The 5,384-nt window shown below is 73.2% G+C and carries 6 protein-coding genes; 2 read left to right on the plus strand and 4 right to left on the minus strand.

The features are described 5' to 3' along the window. Nucleotides 1-103 precede the first annotated feature (103 nt). From VR44_RS35450 to VR44_RS35460, 3 genes are all read right to left on the minus strand, one after another. Complete coding sequence (locus tag VR44_RS35450) at nucleotides 104-364, minus strand: hypothetical protein (protein WP_045951763.1); 261 nt, start codon at nucleotides 362-364, stop codon at nucleotides 104-106. A 576-nt stretch (nucleotides 365-940) separates the two neighbouring features. Continuing rightward, entirely contained in the window at nucleotides 941-1,876 is a 936-nt protein-coding gene (locus VR44_RS35455; RefSeq protein ID WP_045951764.1) for a DUF2637 domain-containing protein, read from the minus strand. After that, on the minus strand, nucleotides 1,869-2,132 hold the full coding sequence (locus VR44_RS35460; RefSeq protein WP_211275195.1) for a hypothetical protein: 264 nt from the start codon (nucleotides 2,130-2,132) through the stop codon (nucleotides 1,869-1,871). The genes VR44_RS35455 and VR44_RS35460 overlap by 8 nt, the downstream gene beginning before the upstream one ends. A 533-nt stretch (nucleotides 2,133-2,665) precedes the next feature. Between VR44_RS35460 and VR44_RS35465 the strand changes: the two genes are divergently transcribed. Beyond that, the gene (locus VR44_RS35465) at nucleotides 2,666-2,923 is read left to right on the plus strand and encodes a hypothetical protein (RefSeq protein ID WP_045951766.1); all 258 of its coding nucleotides are present in this window, start codon (nucleotides 2,666-2,668) and stop codon (nucleotides 2,921-2,923) included. 64 nt (nucleotides 2,924-2,987) lie between these two features. On the opposite strand, the gene VR44_RS35470 is transcribed toward VR44_RS35465, so the two are convergent. Next, complete coding sequence (locus tag VR44_RS35470; RefSeq protein ID WP_045951767.1) at nucleotides 2,988-3,749, minus strand: phosphoglyceromutase; 762 nt, start codon at nucleotides 3,747-3,749, stop codon at nucleotides 2,988-2,990. A gap of 151 nt (nucleotides 3,750-3,900) precedes the next feature. On the opposite strand from VR44_RS35470, the gene VR44_RS35475 reads away from it, so the two are divergent. Beyond that, nucleotides 3,901-5,343: an MDR family MFS transporter gene (locus tag VR44_RS35475; protein ID WP_094192129.1), complete on the plus strand. Its 1,443-nt coding sequence runs from the start codon at nucleotides 3,901-3,903 to the stop codon at nucleotides 5,341-5,343. Nucleotides 5,344-5,384: the final 41 nt, after the last annotated feature.

The raw sequence follows: 5,384 nt of genomic DNA on the forward strand, positions 1-5,384 counted from the left end.
GAGATGTGTATAAGAGACAGCGGTAGGGGTCGGTCTGCCAGGCGTTCATGCGGCTTCCTCCGGTCCGGTCACCTGCCCGACGTCTCCGGTCCGGCCGCGGGGCTCACTCCTGCCCGCCTTCCAGGGCACGGGCGCCCGCGGCGATGACCTCGGCCAGCCGGTTGGCGAGGGCGACGCTGCACCCCCCGAGCCGGACGAAGCCCCGACAGCCCAGGGGACCGTCGTTGCACAACGACGGAAGGACCAGCCCGGCGAGGGCGAGGGCGGCCTTGAGGTTCGCGACGGCTTCCTCGCCGGCCTGGTAGGCGGCGTCCTGGCGCCGCTTGTACCGGATGCGTTCGGCATGGGTGAACTCGTGGACCATGGTGTCGCCCTCTCGGTCTGCGTGGAGTGGATGGAGCGCGTCGCGTCGCGCCGCGGCCCCGGCGCGCCGGGGCCCGGTGGTGGCAGGGGTCCCCGGGGGCCCGGGTCCGCGGTGGCGGGTCAGCGCGGGAGACCCGTAGGGCTGCAACTGCGCACAGCCCGTGACCTATGGGTTTCGATCTTCGTTCCTGAGATGCACGTGATCACGTTCGTTGAAGTCCGGGAAGGCCCGAGGTGTCCGAGAAGGTGGCGACGCTCGACCTCATTGCGTCGAGTGCCGACGACGCCGTGCTCTGCCGAGCCGCCGTCGCGGACCCCTGTGGAACCGCCCCGCCGCCCGGGCGCGCCGGCCGGCCGCAGGATCTCTCCCCCGCCCGGCGCTTATCCCTCCCGCTCGGCCCGCGCGTTCCGCTGCGCTTACCGGTGCGCGGCGCCCACGGCCCCGGCTGGCGCGGTGTCCGGCCGGCCGCTCCCCCGGTCCTGCGCCCCTGCCTCCGCCGGCCGGCGGACCCGGCTTCCCGCGTCGCCCCGGGAGGGCCGGGGCACGCGGTCGCCGCAGGACAGGAACGCGCGATCCTCATGAGCCGTAGCGGAAGCGGTAGCCCGTGGAGGCGCGGAGGGATTCCCTCCGGTCCCGTACCGAGTAGTCGGGGAGCGGGGTGCCCGGGCTGCTCGCCGTCGTCGGCGGCCGCAGCTGCGGGGACCGGCCGGTGCGGTGCCGGGCGGCCGTCTGCCGGGGCGGGCGCGTCAGGGTGATCTGCCGGACGAGCTGCTGGAAGCAGGCCAGCGCGGCGATGGGCGGAAGGGTGGCCGCCGCCTCCGCGGCGAGGGTTCTCGGCGCCTGGGCCACGCACAGCAGTGTGGCCAGGGTGGAGAACAGCAGGACGATGGACCAGGAGTGCACGGCCCGGCGCTGGTGCAGGGCGGCCCGCAGGATGGACAGGGAGGCGACCATCCAGGGCCCGTAGATCAGCAGCGGCCACCAGCTGGCCACGTCGTGCGCCGTGCGGGGTCCGGCGCTGTGGCGCAGGGCCTCGCAGATGGCCAGGCCGCTGAAGATGCTGACCACGGCGGCGATGACGGCGACCAGTACGGCGGTGCAGAGGCTGCCGGTCCACAGGAGGGCCACCCCCGGCGTCTTCGCCCGGCTCCCCCGGCGGTGCCCGCCCGGGGCCGAGGCACGCGGCGGCCGGCCGGTCCCCGGCGAGAACCCCCCGCCGGCCGGGCCGGGGGTGAGGCCCGGGCCCGGCCCCGAGGTGAGGCCGGAGGCGAGGCCGGCTCCGCTGACGGTCTCACCGGTCTCGCCGTAGACGACCTGGTCGAGCGGCTCGGCCCGACCCGGCGCCATGGCCTCCCGGCAGAGATGGGCCAGTTCCTCCGAGGGATCCCAGGAGGCGGTCATCTCGCCCAGGCCGAAGAACGGCCGGCCGTAGGCGGTGTGGTGCTCCTGGTCCGGCTCCTGCCAGAACGTGGTGGGCTCCTGCTGCGGGGCGTAACGACCGTACTCATTCACGGAACATCCGCCCGGAGCACTCGTCGGCCGCTGTCCTGAACCGTGCGGCCTCCTGCGACCTGCGGTTGAACTCGGTCTGGATCCGGCCCACCACGTCCAGGAAGTCTTCCAGGACCGAGGACGAGTACTGGAGGTCGACCTCCAGACCCTCGCACTCGCACCGGAGGGTCGCGCCCTGCTCCGGGGCCGATCCCGCCGGGACGGGCGTGTACGTCCACTTCCCCGCTTTCGCGGCCCCGCCGTGACCGCCGCGCACGTCGCTCTGTGCGCCACCCGGAAACATTGCCGTGTGCTGTGCTCTTGTCATAGTCCACCCAACGCTCCGGATACCGGCGAGGGTGTGCTCCGTCCAGGTGATGGTGGCGAAGTAAAGCAGCGTTGACCAGTGGCTTTTATCGGTTCTACGCTCGTCGGCCACCCGTTCGGACGCCGCCGCGCACCCGGTTGGGGCAGCGATTCCGCCAGCTCGAAGCGGGGAAGGGGGAGCCCGATCGGTTCGATCGGGCTCGATCGGTTTACGCGCTCACCACTCCCGGTTCCGCCCACTGCGGTCACATGATCGGGCCACCGCCGGACGCCGCGCACTGAGCCGCACCACGGCGCCCACTCCCGCACGCGCGCCCCCGGATTCCGCCCCCCGGACAACGGCCCGGCCCACCACCGGGTCCGGGGTGCGCACGGGGGCAAACGGCTGACGCCGCGCAACCGGGCATATGCCCGGGCGTTATGACGAGGTGTCGCCGGGGGCCGCAGCGCCCCCCTGATCACCTCCACCGGAGAGGAGCCGCAGTGACAGACACCCTCGTGTGGTTCGCACTGATCTGCTCGGTCCTGGGCACGGGCGTCACCGCCTGGACCTCGTCGGGCGTTGGCCGACTGCACCACCTGGACGCCCGCGAGCTGCGCCGTCAGCAACGCTTCGAGGACATCCTGTCCCTGCACGTCGAGGAGACGGGACCACCCCGGACGACCCTGCCCCCAGGCGCGCCCGAAGCGGCCGACACCGCCGCCTGCGCCGCGTGCGGGTCCTCGTCCGTCCACCTCTGACCAGGCATACGAAAACGCCCCCCACCGGCGCCGTACGCGCAGGTGGGAGGCGTGATCGCAGAACTTACTTCTTCTTGCCCTGGTTCTTGACCGCCTCGATGGCGGCCGCGGCGGCCTCGGGGTCGAGGTAGGTGCCGCCCGGGGTGACGGGCTTGAAGTCGGCGTCGAGCTCGTAGGAGAGGGGGATGCCGGTCGGGATGTTCAGGCCCGCGATGTCGGCGTCGGAGATGCCGTCCAGGTGCTTGACCAGGGCGCGCAGGGAGTTGCCGTGCGCGGCGACCAGGACGGTGTGGCCGTCGAGGAGGTCCGGGACGATCGAGTCGTACCAGTACGGGAGCATGCGGACGACGACGTCCTTGAGGCACTCGGTGCGCGGGCGCAGCTCCGGCGGGATGGAGGCGTAGCGCGGGTCCGCGGACTGGGAGAACTCGGTGCCGTCCTCGAGGGCCGGCGGCGGGGTGTCGTACGAGCGGCGCCACAGCATGAACTGCTCCTCGCCGAACTCGGCGAGGGTCTGGGCCTTGTCCTTGCCCTGGAGGGCGCCGTAGTGGCGCTCGTTCAGGCGCCAGGAGCGGTGGACGGGGATCCAGTGGCGGTCGGCGGCCTCCAGGGCCAGCTGCGCGGTGCGGATCGCGCGCTTCTGGAGGGAGGTGTGCACGACGTCGGGGAGCAGGCCGGCGTCCTTGAGCAGCTCACCGCCGCGGACCGCCTCCTTCTCGCCCTTCTCGTTGAGGTTGACGTCCACCCAGCCGGTGAACAGGTTCTTCGCGTTCCATTCGCTCTCGCCGTGGCGGAGGAGGATCAGCTTGTACGGTGCGTCGGCCATGCGTACGAGCCTAGTGGACGGCCGAGGGCGCCCGCGCGCGGTCCCCGGGCCGTCCGATTGACGCCCGGCGTCAATTGAGTGGCGGGCGGCGGGCCCCTCTCGTAACGTGCCGGGCGGATCAGTGACACTTACATCGCCCGGGGGAATCCTTATGTCCGTTGCCCGTCTGAGCCGGTCCGCCCGGGAGAGCGTCTCGGGTCTGCCGCCCGCGTTCTGGTGGCTGTGGGCCAGCACGCTCGTCAACCGGCTCGGGGCCTTCGTCGCCACGTTCATGACCTTGTACCTGACCCTGGAGCGGGGCTATTCGGCCTCCTTCGCGGGACTGGTGGCCGCCCTGCACGGGCTGGGCGGGGTGGTGTCCTCCCTGGGGGCGGGGGTGATGACCGACCGGCTGGGCCGGCGGCCGACGATGCTGGTGGCACAGGTGTCGACGGCCGGCGCGGTCGCGCTGCTGGGGTTCATGGAGCACCCGGCGGCGATCGCGGCGGTGGCGATGCTGGTCGGAATGACCTCGAACGCCTCCCGGCCGGCGGTCCAGGCGATGCTGGCCGACATCGTCCGGCCGGAGGACCGGGTACGGGCCTTCGCGCTGAACTACTGGGCCATCAATCTGGGCTTCGCGATCAGCTCGATGGCGGCGGGGCTGATCGCCGAGTACAGCTACCTGGCGGGGTTCCTGGGCGAGGCGGCGCTGACGCTGCTGTGCGCGGTGCTGGTGTTCGTGAAGCTGCCGGAGTCGCGGCCGGAGGGCGCCGGGGGTGCCGGGGGCGCCGGGGGCGCGGCGGACACGGCGGCGGAGGACGGGGCCGCGATCGGGCTGGGGACCGTGCTGCGGGACGGGCGGTTCATGGGGATCGTGGGGCTGTCCTTCCTGATCTCGCTGATCTACACCCAGGGCTCGTTGGGACTGCCGGTGACGATGGGCGCGGCCGGGTTCGCTCCCGGGGAGTACGGGCTGGTCATCGCGGTGAACGGGGTGCTGATCGTGGCGCTCCAGCTGCCGGTGACCCGGTTCATCGAGGACCGCGACCCGAGGCGGCTGCTGGTGGTGTCCTCGCTGCTGGTCGGGTACGGGTTCGCGCTGACGGCGTTCGCGGGGCCGCTGTGGTCGTACGCGCTGACGGTGTGCGTGTGGACGCTGGCGGAGATCGTGAACGCGCCGACGCAGATGTCGCTGGTGGTGCGGCTGTCGCCGGTACGGGGGCGGGGGCGGTACCAGGGGATGTACACGATGTCCTGGGCGGTCGCGTCGCTGGTGGCTCCGCTGATGTCGGGGTTCGTGATCGACCGGTGGGGGGCCGGGTGGCTGTGGGCGTCGACGGGTGCGCTGGGGACCGTGGCGGCGGGTGGGTACTGGTTCCTGATGCGGGGGCTGCCGTCGGAGCCGGACGGGGACCCTGCCCGGGCCTCCGCCCCGGCCCCGGGCCAGCCCGCCGCGCCCACCGACCCGGCCGCCGAGCGGGGGGCACTGCCCGGCACCGCTGCCGACCCGGGCGCCGAGCCGCGGATGGTGCCCAGCACCGCTGCCGCTGCGGGGTCCGGCCCGGGCGCCGTCTCCGGCACCGCCGCGGTGGCTGCCCCGGCCGAGGCGTAGGGGGCCGGGGGCGCGGGGTCCCGCTGCGCGGAGCCGTCTCC

It is taken from the genome of Streptomyces katrae (genome assembly GCF_000966975.1).
Classification (GTDB): Bacteria; Actinomycetota; Actinomycetes; order Streptomycetales; family Streptomycetaceae; genus Streptomyces; species Streptomyces katrae.

What these genes read in the sequence shown, in the direction of transcription:
- VR44_RS35470 (WP_045951767.1), bottom strand. Translation starts at nt 3,749, where the DNA reads ATGGCCGACGCACCGTACAAGCTGATCCTCCTCCGCCACGGCGAGAGC.
- VR44_RS35450 (WP_045951763.1), bottom strand. Translation starts at nt 364, where the DNA reads ATGGTCCACGAGTTCACCCATGCCGAACGCATCCGGTACAAGCGGCGC.
- VR44_RS35475 (WP_094192129.1), top strand. Translation starts at nt 3,901, where the DNA reads ATGTCCGTTGCCCGTCTGAGCCGGTCCGCCCGGGAGAGCGTCTCGGGT.